Consider the following 18,316-nt stretch of genomic DNA (forward strand, 5'->3'; position numbering starts at 1 on the left):
TCGTAAAGTTGTAATAAGTTAGTTTGAAGATATTCGAAATATCTTTTGGAAATTGGACTAACAAGTGAGGTGGATTACATGATTCCTATTTTGGGACGCATCAATGAATTAAGTCGAAAACAACGCAGCAGCGTGGGCTTGACAAAAGCAGAAAAAAGCGAGCAGCAGGAGCTTAGAAAACAATATTTGCAGGCTATTCGAGGTCAGGTGCTGACAACCATGCTGGCAGTATCCGTTGTGGACCCACTGGGGCATGATGTGACCCCTGAGAAATTAACCAATGAAAAATTGCAGCGCCGTGAACAAGCAGGCCAATAGCATTACTTTAATAAGACAGACCAAGGTTACATCTTGGTCTGTCTTTTTTTTCTGCAAATCATTCGTTCAGCAGGAACTGCATCAATAATCCAGTTCGGATTTCGTGCGGATTAACAAGCATGTTAGATATTTTTAGTGTTGATGACAATAAATATGACGCCAACTTCAATTCATCCCCGATTACCCATATAATAACGCTAATATATCTCAGCAACACAAGGTAAAAGCACAATTCCCCTCAATATAACTGACAAAAAACTCACATCAAATAATTAAAGAAAGACTAGTTCATATATGTATCTCGAAAGGGTTGATGAATCATGAGTCTGGAGGCTTTGAATGAACGTGTGAAGAAAGATCTAGCTTATTTGTCATTTGGTGGCGCGAATTGGGTGCGTCCAAGAGAACATGCGGATGGTCATGTCTATGATGTTGTCATTGTGGGCGGAGGCCAGAGTGGATTAGGGGCGGCATTTGGACTTCTTCGTGAACGGATCTCCAATATTGTCGTCATTGACGAGAATACATCGGGGCTTGAGGGACCTTGGGAGACATATGCGCGTATGGTTACTTTGCGTACACCCAAGCATCTGACTTCCATCGATCTGGGGATCCCCTCGTTAACCTTTCGCTCATGGTGGGAAGCACAGGTTGGGCCCGAAGGTTGGGAAGAGGTAGACAAGATCCCGCGTGGAGACTGGATGAATTATTTGCGCTGGTATCGGGAAGTATTGAAGCTGCCTGTGCTTAATGAGGTGAAATTGACACTGGTTGAGCCAACAGAGGACGGAATACATCGACTTCATGTGAACAAGGCAGGAACTCAGATGGATGTTATACTTGCTCGCAAAGTAGTGTTTGCTACGGGAATACAAGGGGGCGGAGAGTGGCATGTGCCATCCATGATTGCGGATAGATTACCTCGGGATCGGTATGCCCATACGTCGGAAGCGATTGATTTTGATCGGTTAAAAGGTAAAAGGGTTGCTGTGCTTGGCGGCGGCGCTTCTGCTTTTGATAATGCCAGTTATGCGCTTGCCACAGGTGTGGCAGAAGCTCATGTATTTGTGCGGCGGGAACAACTGCCTAGTGTTAATCCCATTCGTCAGATGGAACAATCCGGTATGATTGAGCGATACCACGCTCTTCCGGTTGCTGATAAATATGAAGTGATCTCTCATTTCTTCAAATTCAATCAACCGCCAACCAACGATACGTTTAATCGTGCGGCAGCTTGGCCAGGATTCGAGCTGCATCTGAACGCTCCATGGCTGAGTGTAGAAGCGACGGACCAAGGCGCGATTGTGCGCACGGCAAAGGGAACATTTACGTTTGATTTTCTAATTATTAGCACAGGTCTTCTTAGTGATCCGGCACTCCGTCCTGAGCTGAGGCTTGTGGAGCCATACATCGCGCGCTGGGAGGACTGTTATGAGGCTCCGCCAGAGCATCGCAATGCGTTGCTGGACGCACATCCATACCTGAGTTCCGGGTTTGCAATGACAAGCAGGAGTGAACAGGGTGAGAAGCAGTTGCATGGACTGTTTGTATTCAACTACTCTGCACTTGCCAGCTGTGGTCTGTCGGCATCGGCAATATCGGGAACCAAGAGCGCGGTGCCGAAACTAGTCTCTGCCATAGCCGATCAGTTGTTCCTCGATGATCGGGAGGTTATTTTGCAACAATTCTATGCGTATGAAGAACAGGAATTTACGGCTACGTGGGTGAAAAGTGGTGCCCTCGCTGAGTAATCGCACTCTATAATATTGTGAACGTGTGGCATCTGTTGCTGCACGTTTTTTTGTTTTTCATATGATGAAGGTTACACTTGCCTTTAATTTGTTGTAAAATGTCGGTTGGAACATGTTAAAGGCAGGGATAATAGATGAATGAAATGAACTATGAACAATTTAGAGCCCATTTGAAGAAAGCGTCACGTAAACGAAATGTACCTTTGATTAAGATCGTTGCATTTCAAGAGAAATACATGAAGATTGAAGAAGTTCAATTTTACGATGTGGAACAAAATCATATGAGTGTTCAGGCCTGCAATACGTTGTGGATGCATCTGGAGAATAAATCTTTCCGTAATATGGTGTCCCAACATTTGCAGTTTTATAGAGACATGGAGAACCTGGGTCGGCATTCTTTTGAGAATCTGATCAAAGAACTATATGATACGTCTGTTCCTGTGCTGCTCGATTACAACCCCGCTGATTATTACACCTCGGGGCAGCTCGCTGAAATTTTGGCCATGGATGAGGAGAGGCTGATTGAACAATTGGAGATGGGCCGCTTCAAGGGGGCTTTTATTAATGAAGATGGAAAATGGCTTAAACCCAAACCGGATGCAATGTTTGTAGATTCATAAACGTCATAAAGTTCCCATGATAAGCAAAATCCTGCAACGCCGCGCATCAAGCGCTGGAGGCTGCAGGATTTTTAATGGAGACACGAAGGGCAAGGAATTGCAACTTTAAGAACATGAAGTAAGTCAGGTTACCACCATTCGATAAAATAGGGACTAAAATATCAGATGTGCGTTCAGGCGTCAGAGAAAGGGACAATTGGACAAGGAAATAAGTCGAAAGATGCGTGTTTTTGAATGTTTTTAAATTATTTTGAATGAAAGTGGTTGTTTTTTGATTGGATTATGATACTATAGAAGCAGTTGGAGGAATGAAGATGCTGACTGAAGAACGATATGCTGCAATTATAGAGCGCTTACATTTACAGGGAATTGTGAAGTTGCAAGAGCTTGTTGATGTGTTGGGTGCTTCTGAATCAACGATTAGGCGTGATTTGATTGATCTGGAGAGTCGTCAGATGCTCAAACGCATCCACGGCGGTGCCGCACTGGTGAATGAAAAAACGCTGGAACCGGGCATGGAAGAAAAAACGTTCAAAAACATTCAACAAAAAACGACGATTGCGCGTTTGGCTGCACAGGAGATCGAAAATGGCGAATGCATCTATTTGGATGCAGGAACGACAACGTTAGCCATGATTCCTTTTATTGAAGCTAAGGACGTAACGGTTGTTACCAACGGACTTTCACATGTTGAAGCTTTGGTAAGCAAACGTATTCGCAGTTATTTGCTTGGAGGTATGATGAAAATTCATACAAAAGCAGTCATTGGCAGTATCGCATTACAGAACATGGATAATTTCCGTTTTGATAAATGTTTTCTTGGAAGCAACGGAGTTGATCCCGAAATGGGGTATACAACACCGGATCCAGAGGAAGCCTTGATTAAAAGGCGTGCACATCAATTGTCGGGAAAATCTTATGTGCTGGCTGATTCCAGCAAAATAGGGGAAATTACTTTTGCCAAATTGTTTGATTTGGAGGAGGCCGATTTGATTACCGAGCAGATGCCAGAACACTGGCGGCCTGGAATCGCCCAGAAAACTAAAATAATTGAGGGATAACGATGATATATACGATAACACTTAACCCGTCCATTGATTACATCGTGGAAATTGATGAGCTGAAGCTTGGCGGATTGAATCGAATGAATCGGGATTTGAAGCTCCCTGGCGGCAAAGGCATTAATGTCTCTCGCATACTGAATCAACTTGGAGCAGATAACACGGCCATTGGTTTCCTTGGTGGATTTACTGGACGTTTCATTAATGACAAGTTGCAAGAAGATAACATTCGGACAGACTTTGTCACGATTGCAGACGATACTCGCATTAACATCAAGCTGAAGCATGGAGAAGAGACAGAGATTAATGGTCTTGGACCTGCAATAAGTGCAGAAGAGGCAGAGCAGTTGCTTCACAAATTGTCTTCGTTGGAAAAAGGAGATATTGTCATTCTCTCCGGAAGTGTACCGCCTTCACTTGGAACGGATTTTTATGATCGTCTCATTAAAGTCTGCAAGCATACGGGTGCCGAATTTGTGATTGATACAACTGGCCCTGCGTTAATGGAAGCTCTTGAACATGCACCATTGCTGGTGAAGCCAAATCATCATGAACTGGCTGAACTGTTCGGTGTAACGATTGATACTCGCGAGGAACTGGTGTTATACGGGCGTAAGTTGCTGGAAGCCGGTGCCAAACATGTGTTGATCTCCATGGCAGGTGAGGGTGCATTATTCATTACCAAAGCGGAAGTTCATCATGCGAATGTGCCAAAAGGCATTGTGAAAAACTCGGTTGGTGCCGGTGACTCCATGATTGGCGGATTCGTAGGTACCTATGTACAGAGCGGAGATTTGCTGGAAGCTTTCCGCACAGGGGTTGCATCTGGAAGCGCGACTGCGTTCTCGGATGATCTGGCAACACGTGAATTGATTGATGAATTGCGCAATCAAGTAACCATTACGACAATCTAGTCTAAAGGCCATATAAAAGGTTTTCATTGTAATTGTAATGTAGTGAGGCCTGCCTATGCAGGCCGACTGAACTTAAGGGAGTGTACCAAGATGAGAATAACAGACTTGATGATCCAGGAAACGATGATCATGGACCTGCAAGCCACAACCAAAGATGAGGCTATTGATGAACTAATTGCAAGCCTGAACCGAAGCGGACGAATTAATGATCCGGTCCTGTTCAAGGAAATGATCTATAAAAGAGAAGCTGAATCCAGCACGGGGATTGGTGGCGGAATTGCAATGCCACATGCCAAAACAACAGCGGTGAACGAACCAACAGTTGTATTTGCCAAAAGTAGAAAAGGGCTTGATTTTGAAGCGTTGGATGATCAGCCAGCTCATGTGTTCTTCATGATTGCAGCTCCAGAAGGCGCAGGTAATACCCATCTGCGTACGCTTGCAGCTCTTTCCAGGTTGTTGATTGATAGCGATTTCATCTCACAATTGATGAGTACAGATACACCTGCCGAAGTTAGTGCATTGTTTGATGCCAAACAGGCAGAAGCAGCGGAGAAGGAAGCAGCCAAAGAAAAAGCAAAAGCTGAAAAAGCAGCAAATGTCGCATCCACTTCTACTACTGGTCAGCAACAGAATACCTCTGGTGTGATTGTAGGTAATGCAAATTCGGAAGATTTTGTTGTTGCGGTTACAGCCTGTCCAACTGGTATAGCGCATACGTTTATGGCTGAAGATGCACTTAAAAAGAAAGCTCAGGAAATGGGCATCAATATTCGCGTAGAGACAAACGGCTCTGAAGGAGCGCAGAATGTTCTGACTGCTGATGAGATCGCTCGGGCTAAAGGGGTTATCGTTGCCGCAGACAAAAATGTGGAGATGGCACGTTTCGATGGCAAACCGGTATTGCAAAGACCGGTGAGTGATGGAATCCGTAAATCCGAAGAGCTGATTCGCAAGGCCGTTAACGGTGATGCACCAATCTATCGCAGCCAAGGCGGAAATGCCAAAGAAGAGGGCGCAAGCGGTGGCAAAATCAGTGTAGGTAGCAAAATCTATAAAGATCTGATGAATGGTATCTCGCATATGCTGCCATTCGTTGTAGGTGGCGGTATCCTGCTAGCAATCTCCTTCTTGTTCGAACAGCTTGCTAGCCCTGAGAATCCGATTGTGCAACTGCTTCAAACGATCGGTGGCGGTACAGGTGCATTCCACTTCCTGATTCCGGTACTTGCCGGATTTATCGCGATGAGCATTGGTGATCGCCCGGCCCTGATGCCTGGTATGGTCGGTGGATTGATGGCGGTTAACTCAAACGCCGGTTTCCTTGGTGGTTTGGCTGCCGGTTTCCTGGCGGGTTATGTTGTTATTGGTCTCCGTAAGTTGTTCAAAGGATTGCCAAAAGCGATTGATGGCTTGAAACCAATCTTGCTGTATCCGGTATTTGGTTTGCTGATCGTGGGTGCCATCAGTTTCTATGTCTTTGATCCAATCTTTGGTTCCCTGAACACATGGCTTGTAGATGCACTTGGTAACTTGGGTACAGGTAATGCGGTATTGTTGGGCTTGTTGCTTGGCGGTATGATGTCCATCGATATGGGTGGACCGTTCAACAAAGCGGCTTATACGTTCGCTATCGGCGTATTCACATCCAGTGGTAACACAGACGGTGCATGGATGGCAGCGGTTATGGCAGGCGGTATGGTGCCTCCTCTGGCGATTGCACTTGCAACAACGTTCTTCAAATCCAAATTCACAGAGCAAGAACGCAAATCAGGCCTGACTAACTATGTACTTGGATTCTCTTTCATTACAGAAGGTGCAATTCCATTTGCTGCGGCTGATCCATTGCGTGTATTGACTTCTTGTATTCTGGGTTCCGCTGTTGCTGGCGGATTGACACAACTGTGGAGCATTAATGTACCAGCTCCGCACGGCGGGATTTTTGTTGCAGCACTGGCGAACCACGCATTATTGTTCCTGCTCGCTGTTGCGATTGGTTCTGTGATCTCCGGTCTGATTCTGGGACTGTGGAAGAAGTCACCAACGCTTGTGAAGTAACAAATATAAGAAACATCTCCTGGGTGAAACTCACTTGGGGGATGTTTTTTATTTCAGCTTTTTCGTCAGGTAGTGGAAAGTTGCCTCCGGATTTGTGTAAAATGCTTATTTAGATTTTACATTCATGTGTGGTAAACTAAATATAATTATATTTTGAAACTATGTTTCGTCTAATGAAACTTATGCAGGAGGAATTGGAATGTCTGATGTAATTAAAAGTCAGGTGCAGAAGCAGTTTGCGAAAAATGCAGGAAAATACGTGACGAGTGCGGGGCATGCCAAAGGTGAGGATCTCGCGTTGCTCGTGGCTTCATCTCAAGCCACTCCGGATATGAACGTGCTGGATATCGCCACTGGAGGAGGGCATGTCGCTAATGCATTGGCTCCACTTGTTCAGCGGGTGACAGCCCTCGATCTAACGGAAGAAATGCTTCAGGTAGCTGAAGCATTTATCCAGGGGAATGGACACGGTAATGTAGATTTTGTAGCCGGAGATGCAGAGAAGCTGCCATTCAATGATGATGTCTTTGACCTTGTGACCTGCCGAATCGCTGCTCACCATTTTCCGGACGTTTCTTCGTTTGTTCATGAGGCATTACGAGTTATGAAGCCTGGTGGAAGGTTGTTATTCATTGACAACGTGGCACCTGAACGTGATGAGAATGACCAGTTTTACAATGAAGTGGAGAAGTGCCGAGATGCAAGCCATGTTCGAGCATGGCGCAAGACGGAATGGATTCATATGCTGGAGTATGCGGGCTTCCGAATGGAAACGATGGTTTCCTTCCAGAAGCGCTTTAAGTTTGAAGAGTGGTGTAACCGTGCAGCACTGCCGGAACGGGAGAGAAGGGAACTTGAAGCGAGCATGTTGAGCGCACCATCCATCATCAGAAAATTTTTTAATTTTGAAGTGACAACGAACGGGAAGCTCGACAGCTTCCAAGGAGAAAGTGTGTATATCCAAGCGATTAAACCGACTCATGTCTGATTAGGTAAAACAAAAGATTTAGCTGAGCAGTTTATGAAAGAGCTAAAGGATGAATGTTGATAAAATAAAACAAGCAGAGTACCTTGAACAGGTAGTTCTGCTTGTTTTATTTTGCATATTTATAATCAAAACGACGGTTCAGGGTTTTAGTATAACTTTGGTACATTCGTCTTCATGATCGTTGAAAATGCGATACGCATCGCTTGCATTCTCTAGTGAAATCCGATGGGAGATGATCTCGGTTGGATCAAATTCACCAGCAGTGATTTTGCGGAATAATTCAGGCATGTAATGTATAACAGGAGCTTGTCCCATTTTAAGATTGATATTGCGCTCAAACAAATTGCCTAACGGAAACATGTTGTAGGAAGAGCCATATACACCCGTAAGTTGGAGTGTACCGAATTTGCGGATCGCTTTCATGCCGATTTCGATCGCACTCAGTGAACCGCCATGAAGTTTGAGCTTCTGCCCGATCTCCTCCAGCGTGGTTTTTTTACCATCCATACCTACACAGTCAATAACAACGTCGGTTCCGCCTTGTGTAATCTCGCGAATGTGCTCACCCATATCATCGTAATCTTCGAAATTAAAGATCTCTGCATCGTTCAAACGTTTGGCTTTCTCCAGTCGATAGGGCAGGCGATCCACGGCAATAACGCGTTTGGCACCTTTCATCCAGGCGAACTTCTGCGTCATCAACCCAATGGGTCCGCTACCGAGTACGGTCACCGTATCTCCCGGTTTAATCCCGGCATTCTCGACGCTCCAGTAAGCGGTTGGAAGAACATCGGACAGGAACAATAAGGCTTCATCTTCCAGTTCACAGGATTCCGGAATCACAAACGGAGTGAAGTTCCCGTAGGGAACACGCAATAATTCCGCCTGACCTCCAGGGTGGTTTCCGTAACGCTCGGTGAACCCAAAATAACCACCTGTATGAATATCCGGATTGCCATTGGAATTATCGCATTGGCTCTCCATGTCATGATTGCAATAGAAGCATTCACCACAAGCGATGTTAAAAGGCAGGACCACACGGTCCCCCTTCTTCACACGTGTCACTTCAGGACCTACTTCTTCCACAATGCCCATCGGTTCATGACCGATAACGTAATCTTTGGCAGCAGGCAAGGCTCCCTGATAAATATGCAGATCCGATCCACATATAGCTGTAGAAGTAATACGAACGATAATGTCATCCTTCTGTTGCAGTTTGGGATCTTCAACCTCTTTGACTTGAATGTCCTTTATTCCCTGAAACGTAACGGCTCTCATCTTTCATATTCCTCCTTATATAGTGGGATTCTCTGACAATTACCCCATTTCAGCATAAATGATAGATATACATACTAAATTAAACGACAGGCCATTTTACTTTACGCAAGGCATCGAGTAACATGGGCGGCGCATTAAGATTGTCACGGACCAGATCACGAGGGGTTAACGCCATCCACTGATTCAGCGATACATCCTCGAATCGATCACTTCGGAATATTTCCAAAAACCATAAAGTGTCTGTGCCGGTATTCTGTATGTAGTGTCCCATTGCGACAGGAACATATCCGACATCTCCAGCCCGATAGTCAAATGTACGAGCAATGCCATTGCCTCCAAACACTGTCATTCTTCCTTGTCCTGTCAGATAATATTGCCATTCATCCGCATTGGGATGCCAGTGCAGCTCGCGCATGGCGCCAGGTCGGATCTCAACGAGTGCTGCTGCAACGGTAGTTGAGATGGGGAAGTTAGTGGAGTCTACGATCCGCACGCTTCCGCCGGGTGTGATGAGCGGTTCTTGAGCCAGCAACCGGTGTTTGAATGTGAGAGGAACGGTACCATATGGCGACTGAACTTCCTGGCTCTCGATGGAACCCGGGACGGTATCTTGGAAAATGTAGACCTGTTCCTTCGGCATCGACTGAAAAGCGGATTCGGGCACGCCGAAATTAACAGACAATACCTCTGGTGGGGTATGGGCAAACCAATCCGATATGGATAACGTATTCAGATCGGAGAAGGACCCGTCATCAAACACAAGCAGAAATTCACAACCATCCTCCAGTCCCTGAATGGAATGGGGGAGACCTTTTGGGAAAAACCAGAGATCGCCGGGACCGACATCCGCAATAAAATTACGTCCGTTCTGATCTACCGAAGTGATTCTTGCCGTTCCCCAGATCATATAGGCCCACTCGGATTGTTGATGCCAGTGCAATTCTCGTACACCTCCCGGTGTCAGGCTCATGTTCACACCAGCCAGTGTAGTGGCAATAGGGAGATCCCGTACGGTGATTTCACGTGACCAACCCCCATGGTTCAATTGCATATGCGTATCGGAAAAAGACATTTTTAGATTGGGCAATAACCCGTTATCGGTTACCGGAGGTACCAACATATCGGGGTTCTGTATATCTCTCATGACGTCTCTGGGTCCCAGATCAGGTCCTCCAGCGCCATCACTGCGAATGGGTTGCGGGATAATAAATGGTTTTTCGTTAGGTTGCTTTCCTTTGGTCATTGAGTGATCCCTCCAGATTCAATAACATGTCACACGCGACATTGCATCGTTATGTTTACACCTATGAATCAGGGCCTGGATAATATGAGGGACAAACGACAAAAAAGACGTGACCGCATGCGGTCACGTCTTTATACGTATGTGAGAAGTCGAACAATCAATGAATCCGGTTATCGAATCAAATGAAGGCAGAATTCCAGATCGGATTGAAGATGCTCTTCAATGAGGGAGGGGCGCTGATGATATAGCGCTCAACATCTCATGATTAAGATGGGTTGGTTGGGAGCTTTCCAGACTACACTGTATGAAAACGTTGCTCATAGATCTCATTTACCCGATGGAGAACGGCAGGACCTTGCTCTGTGAAACGAAGTGCTGTCGCTTTATTTTTCACCAGAAATGTACCGGATTCATGTCTGGTGGGTGATAAAGCCGCATTGTAGAGCAGCGAAGCGCCATGGCTTGGATGAGGAAAGAACCATTTCATAATAGGTTTGATATAGAAGGGCAGGCCGGATGTTTTGTTACCCCTCAGCGTATTATTTCCACCGGGATCTACGCTAAGCAGTTGTATGCCATCCGCTTTGGCAGAATTGGCAACCTCACGTGTCCATAGAGATAGACCAAGCTTCGAGACAGCATAGGGACCAAACAGCTTTTTGAATTCAGCTGGACGTTCCAGGATGTTTAGATCAAATTGTTTGACCATACTGAACGCGGTGGTGGAAGTATTGACGACTGTTTTCATCTGTCCTTTGAGCAATAGCTCCACTAATTCCATGTAGATGATGTAAGGGACTACAGTTTGAAGTTCAAAGTGCAGTTCATGCCCCTGATCAGAATAACGGAGTTCGGCAGCGCTGCCCCCGGCATTATTAAACAAAACATCAATTGAATCGGTATCGGATTTAATCTGATCCAGTGCAGTTCTCAAACTGTCGTAGTTGGTCAGATTAGCCTGAACCCAACGGAGCTGGCCTGAACGTAAGGCGTTCTGAATATCGGTATCCTCGGATGGGAAAGCAGAACGGTTGAGACCGATTACCTGCCATTCTTCAGCCAGTAACTTGCGTGTCAGTTCAAGACCAATTCCTGACGTTGAACCTGTGATGAGAGCGGTGCGAAGCTGATTTTGTATATTCATATATACCTCCAGATAGAATGGGTTTACAGAACGAATCTGTATGCTGCGCTCATTCTATAACTTGGAGTCGACTCCAAGTCAAGGGGTGTTAGGGTGGAAGGGATCATGCTTGACTTGGAGTCAGCTCCAAGTTGTAATATGGAGAGAAATAAATATGGAGGAGGCCCATATGATGAGTGAGAATGAAGTGTTCTCCATTAAAGAAACGTCAGAACAGGCCGGATTATCGGAAGATACAATTCGTTATTATGAGAAGATTGGGCTGCTTCCCCGAGCGGAACGCAAAGCCAATCGCCATCGGGTATATCGCTCTGAGGATATCCATACGATGAAGTTGATCACTTGCCTGAAAAAAACAGGGATGTCTCTGGAGGAAATGAAGCCTTATTTACAAATGTCCATGGATTCCGATCTCGCAGATTTCCCGGATGAACGGGAGATGCTTGTGAATCACCGGAAGAAAGTTGAAGCACAGATTGCTTCGCTACAACAAGTCGTTGATTTTATCGATGAGAAGTTGGAGAAACGAAGTATGTATCCTGATGAATGTCCTATTACCGGGGAGAACCAGATGTCTGTTTTTGAAAAACAGAACATATTCTCTTGATGGCGCAGCTGCCTATTTGAATCCGAAAACCCACGTCATGATGACGCGGGTCTTTTTGCTGTTTCTAGCATTTAATATCGAGTATATGACGAAGTCGTTTGATATCGCTTTTGGGAGGGAGACCATACATGCGGGCATACTCCCGGCTGAATTGAGACGGACTTTCATAGCCAACCTGGAACGCAGCGTCGGCGGCATCGGTTGAACCTGCAAGCAACATTCGCCGGGCTTCATGCAATCGAATTTGTTTCTGGAATTGCAAAGGGCTCATGGCGGTAATGGCTTTGAAATGATGATGTAATGAGGAAGAACTCATGTTGATCATGGCAGCAAGTTGTTCAATCCGAAGTGGCTTAGCATAATCAGATTGGATGACTTCGATCACCTCGGCGATGTGCTGTGCATGACTGTCCTGAATAGCAAACTGCTTGATGGAATGTCCATGTTCATCCTGAATAATACGATATAGAATTTCGCGGATAAACATAGGGGCAAGGACGGGAATATCTTCAGGTGTATCCAGTAGTCGAACTAATCGGATCACGGCTTCAAGAAGGTCAGGTTTGGTTGAACTAACAAACAATCCTCTTCGTGTTGAATGGTCAGGTATGGGTTGTACAGAAGGCGTATCCTGAATCAGATCGAAAATCTGTCCTGAATTAAAATCCAGTCGAATACATAGATAGGGATGTTCGGTTGTAGCCTGTACAACCTGCCCTGAAATAGGCAAGTTTACGGAAGCTACCAAATATTGTGACAGGTCGTAGATGTAGCTCTCGCGGCCGAGTATAACTAATTTGGAACCTTGGGCGACAATGCAGAGGGAAGGCTGATAAACGGAATATATGGGTTGTGAGATTTCGGAGGCACGGATTAAGACAAGCGACGGAATTGCTGTAGGATGTATCCCGTCACTTGGGGTGAAATGCTCAATAAGTTGAGCCAATTGTTGCTGCTGCTCCGTGATGCCCGTATCCGTTTCATTTGTTTTGATAAGCATGAATTGCAGCCCCCTTGTAAACCGCTATTACTATTATTTTAAAACGCGCTGGAGGAATAGGCAAGAATATTGCGGGATTTTTCTATCGTACAACGACTGATCCTCTACATAATGGAGATAAGCAACAGAATCTTTTGAAGCAGAGAGGAGCGAGAAACAATGGAGCGTAATTCAATGGGCGACCAACAAGAACCAAAACACCCGTATGTGGGGATGTGGGTCACGAAGGATGGATATGTCAGACACGAACTTCTTCCTTGCGGTAGATATGATGAAGCGAGAGGAGATCGGCAAAGTGCATATCAGGGTCGCTATATTGTTCATGGGAAACATATAGAGTACGTGGATGATACGGGATTTACAGCGGATGGAGACTTCAGAGACGGCGTTTTGTATCATGCAGGCATGGTTTTGTATAGAGAAAATGTACAATAACAACGAATAAGGAGCGATTTAATATGTCCAATGTAAAGGGGAAAGTTGTTGTGATTACCGGTGCGAGTAGTGGAATTGGTGAGTCAACAGCTCGATTGCTTGCACAGCATGGAGCGCATGTAGTTATTGGAGCTAGACGTATGGAACGTTTGGAGGCATTGGCCTCCTCCATTCGTTTGGAAGGCGGATCGGTGGAGTACCATTCGCTGGATGTTACCAGATTGGAAGAGATGCAAACGATCGTTGACCTCGCTCAAACTCGCTATGGACGTATCGATGTTATTTTAAATAACGCTGGAGTCATGCCGCTATCTTCCCTTGACGCGTTAAAAGTAGACGAATGGAATCGCATGATCGATGTTAACATTCGTGGTGTTCTGCATGGCATTGCGGCTGGGCTACCCGTCATGAAAAAGCAGGGTTTCGGCCAGTTTATTAATATTGCCTCAATTGGAGCTTATGCCGTGTCACCAACGGCAGCGGTATATTGTGCAACCAAATACGCGGTCCGCGCCATCTCGGAGGGGTTGCGACAGGAAGTAGGTGGAGATATCCGTGTAACCCTTGTATCACCGGGCGTGACGGAATCGGAACTCGCGGATACGATCTCTGATGAAGAAGCACGTGATCTCATGAAAGAGTATCGACGCATATCCATTCCCGCCTCGGCGATTGCGCAAAGTATCTTGTTTGCCATTAGCCAGCCTGCAGAGGTGGACGTAAATGAGATTGTAGTAAGACCGACAGCAAGCATGGCTTAAGGTCGGCTCCTCTTTTGGTATATAATAGGTTCAATTGATACGAAAAGAGGAATAGTGCAGTGACATTACAACAACTAAAATATGTGATCGAAGTTGCCACGCGCGGTTCCATGAATGAAGCAGCCAAAAGGTTGTTTATCTCGCAACCCAGCCTTTCGAATGCCATTCGGGATCTGGAGCAGGAGTTGCGAATTACCATTTTTGAACGTACCAATAAGGGGATATCTCTGTCTAAAGAAGGCGTTGAGTTTCTGAGTTATGCCCGTCAGGTGGTAGAACAAGCTGAATTGCTGGAGAATCGTTATCTGAACGCCAAGCCATCCCCGCAGCACTTCTCTGTATCGACGCAGCATTATGCGTTTGCCGTGAATGCCTTTGTTCGTCTGGTACAGCAGTATGGTCAGGATGAATACGAGTTGGCGCTTCGGGAGACAAAGACCTACGAGATTATTCAGGACGTGAAAAGCCTGCGTAGTGAAATTGGCATCCTGTATTTGAATGAGTTCAATGCCAAGGTCATTAACAAATTGTTAAAAGATGCGGGGTTGGTCTTCACGAGCCTGTTCACAGCCAAGCCCCATATCTTTATCAGTGTGAAGAACCCGCTGGCGAAGCAGGAGTCGGTTGCAATCGAGCAACTGCAGGATTATCCGTACTTGTCATTTGATCAGGGAGAGTACAATTCCTTTCATTTTTCCGAAGAAATCCTGAGTACGTTATCTCACCCCAAAAGCATACAGGTCAATGACCGCGCAACATTGTTTAACCTGTTGATTGGTCTGAATGGTTATACGATCTCTACGGGTGTACTTAGCGCTGATCTGAACGGAAACGAGATAATTCCTGTACCGCTGGAATGTGAGGAATCCATTAATGTAGGGTGGATAAGCCACAAGAGTACTTCTCTATCTAATCTGGGTGTAGCATATGTCCAGGCTCTGCATGAGGCCATAGGTTCTTAGGAGTGTTAAATGGTTCATCAAAAGGCCGTTTCCGTATGAGTCGGAACGGTTTTTTTTTGTTGTACTATGATCTTTCAAGTATAGGGTGGAATGTTGTCATCCCGTGTAATAGAATGAAGGTATATGTCGAAAAGGTTTAAGAGATTGAAGGGAGAACGGTTAGTGAGAGTTCTGTATCGGAATAAAAGTGAGCAGCATGAGCTGACGGTATATGATACCAAAAAGCTTTATGGAGAGAAGGGCCAGTTTCGTGTATTAGAATTCTCCAACGCAGCTGTGCAGGGAGCCATGGATTTAGATGAGCCTAACCGGATGGTGTTGGAGTATCCGAGAGCGATGGTGCATCTAATGCAACGGAATGATCCTGAGTTTGATACCGTATTTGTGGTGGGACATGGTATTGGCACATTGCCAACCTACTTGTCTGATCGTCAGGTAAAAGTAGCTGAGCTTGACGCAGAGGTCGTGGAGTTGAGCCAAACCTTTTTTGGATATGAGGGAAGTCCTGTGCTCATCGGGGATGGTCGTGAATTATTAGGCCAAGAACCCGCTGCGACATATGATTATATTATTATTGATGCCTTTACGGCAACGGGTACACCCGAGCAGTTTATATCCAGTGATTTTTTTGCCATGGTCAAGGACAAGCTGGACTCGGACGGAGCTGTGATCCTTAATGTGTTTGGGCGTGCGGGCAACGATCGGTTTGTCAATGCGATCTATACGACACTTCAGGCACAGTTTGCCTATACACGTGCATTTGCATTACCTACAGAAACAGCGGATGAAGTCCAGAATCGAATTTTAATGGGCAGTCATCACCCAATCGAATTTCAGGTTCGTCACATGGCAGGGTTTGTTGAACAAGAACCAGAAGAAGGATATATCATTGTCGATTAGGGCGATCCTGAACAGTGATTCTTCCAGGGAAAGTAAAATGTCATTAAATCGTCAATCTTACGATGTAATTGTTAAGATTTCTCAAACTCTTTATTTGATCTTAACAACTTTTGTATAAGATAGAAGGAATATGCCTTTTCATGAAAATCCGGGGGAAGTAAACGATGATTGCACAGATCAAGAGATCTAGGTTACGAAAAAAAATAAAAAGCATCAAGAAGATCAGCCTCACGGCTTTACTCGGCGGGTTGGTCACTATATCAGTTATAATGACATTGACCCTCATGGTCATCTCATCTTATACATCTCAGAAACAGTCACTCATTGATAACACCCTTTCGCTAAACTATGCAAGCGCTGTGCAAATGAGCCAAACGCTGGATTCGCTTTTTTATTCCATGCAGGAGAGCTTGAAATATGCAGCCCAATATTTCCCGGATATGGATCACGCCAATACAAAAGAGTTGAATTCCACATTGGATTTGGTTCGCAATAGTAGTAATTTTTTTAATTCCGTTTCTTTGGTAAATAAAGCGGGGGTAGTCAGGTCTACCTCACCTTACTCACAGGCTAGTGTAGGTCACCATGTTAGTTCCAATGCAGCAAAAGAAGCGGTTAAATTGAGGGCTTCGTATATCTCCGAAGCGTACCAGACACCCAGAACCAAACGCAGAATTGTATTTGTCAGTGAACCAATCTTTGATTCGGCAGGGGAGTATCAAGGAACAATCGGTGGAAATATCTTTTTGCAGGAAAATAATATATTGAGTCTGTCTTTTGGTAGTCAGCTCAAGACAAGTAATGGTTCCTACTTTTTTATTGTGGATAAGAAGGGCACTTTGTTATTTCATCCAAACACCAACCGAATTGGTGAAAATGTCAGTAAAAATGCAGTGGTGCAAAAGCTGTTGGCAAACGAGAACGGTAAAAAACAATACAAAAACCTGGCAGGTGTGGATTCGCTTGCAGGTTATTACAAAGTTCCATCAACAGACTGGGGCGTGGTAATCGTGTCTCCAACCCAAACGGTGTACGATCAGTTGAATCACCATATCCGTATGTTGTTACTGTACACTTCAGTGCCTTTCCTGATCCTGACCCTTATTGTGGTTCGGGTTGCACGCAAGCTGGCCAGTCCTTTTGCTATGCTCGCTGATTTGGTGAATCAGGTCGATAAGGGACAAGTGGATCTACCTGTGATGAAGCCTCATTGGAATAGAGAGGCAGACCTTCTAACGAGAGCAGTTGTTGGCGCATTGGCGAACTTTAGGAAACAGACAAACCAGCTTGTCTATGATGCCAGAACCGATGTTTTAACAGGCATGAACAATCGCAGAACTTTCGAAGAAGTCATCCAGGAATGGATTCAGGATGAGGTGCCATTCTCCATTATTGTTCTGGATATCGACCGCTTCAAGTCCATTAATGATACATTCGGGCATCATGCTGGGGATGAAGTATTGAAACACATTGCCAATATCATTCAATTGTCTGTTCGACCAGAAGATGTCTGCGCCCGGTTTGGTGGAGAGGAATTTGTAGTCTTGTTAAGAAATTCCGAGTCTAACGTGGCTTTTGAGATTGCTGAACGTATCCGAATAACGGTCGAAGAAAGCATATTGCCTATAGATCGTTCCGTCACCATCTCGGCTGGAATTGCTGAATATCCGAAGCACTCCACAACTTCCACAGAACTGTTTCACTTGGCGGATAATGCATTGTATCAAGCGAAGGAAGACGGGCGTAACCGTACGGTTACGATCCAGACGGTTATTAAATAAGCAAGCAAAGAAGCTGTTCCCTAAAAACTAGGGACAGCTTCTTTTGTGTTTTATACCTCTTGCGAGGATCTGGCCAGAACCTCATTTGTATACGTTTCTCCCCAATCTCGCATGCTGAAGATAATCGGCCGTAACGTTTCACCAAATGGTGTGAGGGAATACTCCACTTTAGGTGGAATCTGGGGGTATATTTCACGATGAACAATTCCGCTGCTTTCCAACTCTCGAAGTTGCAGGGTGAGCATACGCTGGGTGATTTCAGGAAACAATTTTCGGATCTCGTTAAATCTCAAAGGACCGGAGAATAAATGATACAAAATGGCACCTTTCCATTTGCCTCCGATCACACTGAGGGTAACTTCCACGGAACAGCCGTATGGCGCGGGACATAGCTTGGTAGCGTCCTTTTTCATTATAAGTACACCTCCACTTTAGGGTGATTTCCTATGGTATCTATTTGGGTGGTTATATTTCATAAAGTACGTATAGTTCATG

At 45.3% G+C, this 18,316-nt stretch carries 18 protein-coding genes; 13 read left to right on the forward strand and 5 right to left on the reverse strand.

All coding sequences use genetic code 11. The features are described from left to right. Positions 1–78: 78 nt before the first annotated feature. From J2X75_RS02355 to J2X75_RS02385, 7 genes are all read left to right on the forward strand, one after another. Positions 79–318: a DUF896 domain-containing protein gene (locus J2X75_RS02355; protein WP_047842338.1), complete on the forward strand. Its 240-nt coding sequence runs from the start codon at positions 79–81 to the stop codon at positions 316–318. A 320-nt stretch (positions 319–638) separates the two neighbouring features. Continuing rightward, positions 639–2,069, forward strand: a complete 1,431-nt coding sequence (locus tag J2X75_RS02360; RefSeq protein WP_249911190.1) for an NAD(P)-binding domain-containing protein — start codon at positions 639–641, stop codon at positions 2,067–2,069. A gap of 134 nt (positions 2,070–2,203) precedes the next feature. Further along, complete coding sequence (locus tag J2X75_RS02365; protein WP_310334097.1) at positions 2,204–2,689, forward strand: hypothetical protein; 486 nt, start codon at positions 2,204–2,206, stop codon at positions 2,687–2,689. Between the two features lie 314 nt (positions 2,690–3,003). Next, positions 3,004–3,750, forward strand: coding sequence for a DeoR/GlpR family DNA-binding transcription regulator (locus tag J2X75_RS02370; RefSeq protein WP_017689448.1), 747 nt, complete (start codon positions 3,004–3,006; stop codon positions 3,748–3,750). A gap of 2 nt (positions 3,751–3,752) precedes the next feature. Further along, positions 3,753–4,664: a 1-phosphofructokinase gene (gene pfkB, locus J2X75_RS02375; RefSeq protein WP_310334100.1), complete on the forward strand. Its 912-nt coding sequence runs from the start codon at positions 3,753–3,755 to the stop codon at positions 4,662–4,664. A 90-nt stretch (positions 4,665–4,754) separates the two neighbouring features. Further along, positions 4,755–6,722 (forward strand): PTS fructose transporter subunit IIABC, encoded by a 1,968-nt coding sequence (locus J2X75_RS02380; RefSeq protein ID WP_091032340.1) that lies wholly within the window; start codon positions 4,755–4,757, stop codon positions 6,720–6,722. Between the two features lie 199 nt (positions 6,723–6,921). Beyond that, a complete protein-coding gene (locus J2X75_RS02385; RefSeq protein ID WP_310334103.1) occupies positions 6,922–7,710 on the forward strand; it encodes a class I SAM-dependent methyltransferase in 789 nt (262 codons plus the stop codon). A 138-nt stretch (positions 7,711–7,848) separates the two neighbouring features. Here J2X75_RS02385 and J2X75_RS02390 read toward each other — a convergent pair whose 3' ends face one another. The 3 genes from J2X75_RS02390 to J2X75_RS02400 form a co-directional block, all read right to left on the reverse strand. Then, positions 7,849–8,988 carry a zinc-dependent alcohol dehydrogenase gene (locus J2X75_RS02390; protein WP_150364392.1) on the reverse strand — a complete coding sequence of 380 codons (1,140 nt, stop codon included), beginning with the start codon at positions 8,986–8,988 and terminating at the stop codon, positions 7,849–7,851. A gap of 79 nt (positions 8,989–9,067) precedes the next feature. Next, positions 9,068–10,231: an oxalate decarboxylase family bicupin gene (locus J2X75_RS02395; protein ID WP_310334104.1), complete on the reverse strand. Its 1,164-nt coding sequence runs from the start codon at positions 10,229–10,231 to the stop codon at positions 9,068–9,070. A 295-nt stretch (positions 10,232–10,526) separates the two neighbouring features. Continuing rightward, positions 10,527–11,375, reverse strand: coding sequence for an SDR family NAD(P)-dependent oxidoreductase (locus J2X75_RS02400; protein WP_310334105.1), 849 nt, complete (start codon positions 11,373–11,375; stop codon positions 10,527–10,529). Positions 11,376–11,544: 169 nt separating this feature from the next. Between J2X75_RS02400 and J2X75_RS02405 the strand changes: the two genes are divergently transcribed. Continuing rightward, positions 11,545–11,982 (forward strand): MerR family transcriptional regulator, encoded by a 438-nt coding sequence (locus tag J2X75_RS02405; protein ID WP_124113904.1) that lies wholly within the window; start codon positions 11,545–11,547, stop codon positions 11,980–11,982. Between the two features lie 64 nt (positions 11,983–12,046). On the opposite strand, the gene J2X75_RS02410 is transcribed toward J2X75_RS02405, so the two are convergent. Beyond that, positions 12,047–12,982 carry an AraC family transcriptional regulator N-terminal domain-containing protein gene (locus tag J2X75_RS02410; protein ID WP_310334107.1) on the reverse strand — a complete coding sequence of 312 codons (936 nt, stop codon included), beginning with the start codon at positions 12,980–12,982 and terminating at the stop codon, positions 12,047–12,049. 159 nt (positions 12,983–13,141) lie between these two features. Here J2X75_RS02410 and J2X75_RS02415 point away from each other — a divergent pair, with 159 nt between their 5' ends. The 5 genes from J2X75_RS02415 (at position 13,142) to J2X75_RS02435 (ending at position 17,821) form a co-directional block, all read left to right on the forward strand. Further along, entirely contained in the window at positions 13,142–13,417 is a 276-nt protein-coding gene (locus J2X75_RS02415) for an Atu4866 domain-containing protein (RefSeq protein ID WP_310334108.1), read from the forward strand. A 23-nt stretch (positions 13,418–13,440) separates the two neighbouring features. After that, positions 13,441–14,178, forward strand: a complete 738-nt coding sequence (locus tag J2X75_RS02420; protein ID WP_310334109.1) for an SDR family oxidoreductase — start codon at positions 13,441–13,443, stop codon at positions 14,176–14,178. Between the two features lie 59 nt (positions 14,179–14,237). Next, the gene (locus J2X75_RS02425) at positions 14,238–15,140 is read left to right on the forward strand and encodes a LysR family transcriptional regulator (protein ID WP_076209057.1); all 903 of its coding nucleotides are present in this window, start codon (positions 14,238–14,240) and stop codon (positions 15,138–15,140) included. Between the two features lie 162 nt (positions 15,141–15,302). After that, entirely contained in the window at positions 15,303–16,040 is a 738-nt protein-coding gene (locus J2X75_RS02430) for a spermidine synthase (protein WP_310334111.1), read from the forward strand. Between the two features lie 365 nt (positions 16,041–16,405). Further along, entirely contained in the window at positions 16,406–17,821 is a 1,416-nt protein-coding gene (locus J2X75_RS02435; RefSeq protein ID WP_397382973.1) for a sensor domain-containing diguanylate cyclase, read from the forward strand. A 50-nt stretch (positions 17,822–17,871) separates the two neighbouring features. On the opposite strand, the gene J2X75_RS02440 is transcribed toward J2X75_RS02435, so the two are convergent. Continuing rightward, positions 17,872–18,234, reverse strand: coding sequence for a winged helix-turn-helix transcriptional regulator (locus tag J2X75_RS02440; protein WP_091017583.1), 363 nt, complete (start codon positions 18,232–18,234; stop codon positions 17,872–17,874). Positions 18,235–18,316 lie beyond the last annotated feature (82 nt).

This window comes from Paenibacillus sp. 2003 (assembly GCF_031455635.1).
Taxonomy (GTDB): Bacteria; Bacillota; Bacilli; order Paenibacillales; family Paenibacillaceae; genus Paenibacillus; species Paenibacillus amylolyticus_B.

Excerpts from the sequence above, each read along its gene's own strand:
- J2X75_RS02355 (WP_047842338.1), top strand. The coding sequence starts at position 79 with ATGATTCCTATTTTGGGACGCATCAATGAATTAAGTCGAAAACAACGC.
- J2X75_RS02360 (WP_249911190.1), top strand. The coding sequence starts at position 639 with ATGAGTCTGGAGGCTTTGAATGAACGTGTGAAGAAAGATCTAGCTTAT.
- J2X75_RS02365 (WP_310334097.1), top strand. The coding sequence starts at position 2,204 with ATGAATGAAATGAACTATGAACAATTTAGAGCCCATTTGAAGAAAGCG.
- J2X75_RS02370 (WP_017689448.1), top strand. The coding sequence starts at position 3,004 with ATGCTGACTGAAGAACGATATGCTGCAATTATAGAGCGCTTACATTTA.
- pfkB (WP_310334100.1), top strand. The coding sequence starts at position 3,753 with ATGATATATACGATAACACTTAACCCGTCCATTGATTACATCGTGGAA.
- J2X75_RS02380 (WP_091032340.1), top strand. The coding sequence starts at position 4,755 with ATGAGAATAACAGACTTGATGATCCAGGAAACGATGATCATGGACCTG.
- J2X75_RS02385 (WP_310334103.1), top strand. The coding sequence starts at position 6,922 with ATGTCTGATGTAATTAAAAGTCAGGTGCAGAAGCAGTTTGCGAAAAAT.
- J2X75_RS02390 (WP_150364392.1), bottom strand. The coding sequence starts at position 8,988 with ATGAGAGCCGTTACGTTTCAGGGAATAAAGGACATTCAAGTCAAAGAG.
- J2X75_RS02395 (WP_310334104.1), bottom strand. The coding sequence starts at position 10,231 with ATGACCAAAGGAAAGCAACCTAACGAAAAACCATTTATTATCCCGCAA.
- J2X75_RS02400 (WP_310334105.1), bottom strand. The coding sequence starts at position 11,375 with ATGAATATACAAAATCAGCTTCGCACCGCTCTCATCACAGGTTCAACG.
- J2X75_RS02405 (WP_124113904.1), top strand. The coding sequence starts at position 11,545 with ATGATGAGTGAGAATGAAGTGTTCTCCATTAAAGAAACGTCAGAACAG.
- J2X75_RS02410 (WP_310334107.1), bottom strand. The coding sequence starts at position 12,982 with ATGCTTATCAAAACAAATGAAACGGATACGGGCATCACGGAGCAGCAG.
- J2X75_RS02415 (WP_310334108.1), top strand. The coding sequence starts at position 13,142 with ATGGAGCGTAATTCAATGGGCGACCAACAAGAACCAAAACACCCGTAT.
- J2X75_RS02420 (WP_310334109.1), top strand. The coding sequence starts at position 13,441 with ATGTCCAATGTAAAGGGGAAAGTTGTTGTGATTACCGGTGCGAGTAGT.
- J2X75_RS02435 (WP_397382973.1), top strand. The coding sequence starts at position 16,406 with ATGAGCCAAACGCTGGATTCGCTTTTTTATTCCATGCAGGAGAGCTTG.
- J2X75_RS02440 (WP_091017583.1), bottom strand. The coding sequence starts at position 18,234 with ATGAAAAAGGACGCTACCAAGCTATGTCCCGCGCCATACGGCTGTTCC.